This window comes from Mesorhizobium sp. P2_D1, from assembly GCF_056404455.1.
In genome coordinates this window covers 1-906 of record NZ_JBFUDZ010000148.1, presented here as the reverse complement: position 1 = coordinate 906, position 906 = coordinate 1, and the positions used below count along the sequence as shown (strand labels likewise).

Annotated in this window: 2 protein-coding genes; both read right to left on the bottom strand. The window is 62.3% G+C overall.

Annotation, left to right across the window (positions count from 1 at the left end):
• A partial coding sequence (locus tag AC1D0I_RS32640) for a thiamine pyrophosphate-binding protein (protein WP_477400191.1) occupies positions 1 to 350 on the bottom strand: 350 nt, incomplete at its 3' end.
• On the bottom strand, positions 347 to 906 hold a 560-nt coding region (locus AC1D0I_RS32635), incomplete at its 5' end, for an aldehyde dehydrogenase family protein (RefSeq protein ID WP_477400190.1). The genes AC1D0I_RS32635 and AC1D0I_RS32640, both read right to left, overlap by 4 nt.

Here is a 906-nt window from a genome sequence, read left to right as displayed (position 1 = left end):
GTGATCGGGTTGCGGCCGGCACAAAGGATGAGCGGCACCTGTTCGCGAGAGGCGTTGATGAGCCCGCAGATTGCGTTAGCCGTCCCGACATTGACGTGCACCATGACCGCTTGCGGATTGCCAGTGGCAAGATAGGCGCCGTGCGCCATGGCCACCGCAAGATTTTCGTGCGGCACGGTGATCGGTCGAGGAAGGGCGGATGGCTGGGGATGCGTCGCATAGGCCTCGATGATCGCGGCAAAATCCGTTCCTGCATTGCCGAACAGGTAGTCGACTCCACGCCGCTTCAATGCTTCGAGAAAGGCCGTGGCTGCAGTCGTCGCTTTCACCGGTTGCGTGGCGACGATCATACGACGGCTCCGACAGCGCGGGCAGAACGGCGAATGAGCGTCGCCTTGATATCCGTGAACTTGTCGAAGGCGTGCAGCGAGCGATCGCGACCGAAGCCGGACTCCTTGAAGCCACCGAACGGCATTTCGATGTTCACGCCTCCGGCGGCGTTGACGAAGACGCTGCCGGCAYGCAGGCGCTCGCTGGCGTGGAGTGCCTTGTCTATGTCACGTGTCCAGACAGCGGCACCAAGGCCGTAGCGTGTGCCATTGGCGATCGCGATGGCTTCATCGAGCGACGTGAAAGACATTACGGCGAGCACCGGCCCGAACACTTCCTCCTGCGCCAGCTTCGAGGCGGGTTCGACACCGACGGCAATCGTCGGTCCAATAAAGCAGCCCTCGGAAGGCCGTTGCGCCTTGCGTCCATCAAGCATCAGGCTCACGCCCTCCTGTCCCTCGGCAACAGCGATTGCCCGGGTAATGCCATCGAGCTGCCGAGCGTTGACCACCGGGCCGAGATCATTGCCTAGATGAAGCGGGGATCCGGTCTTCAGCGTTGCGGCGATTTCCGTGA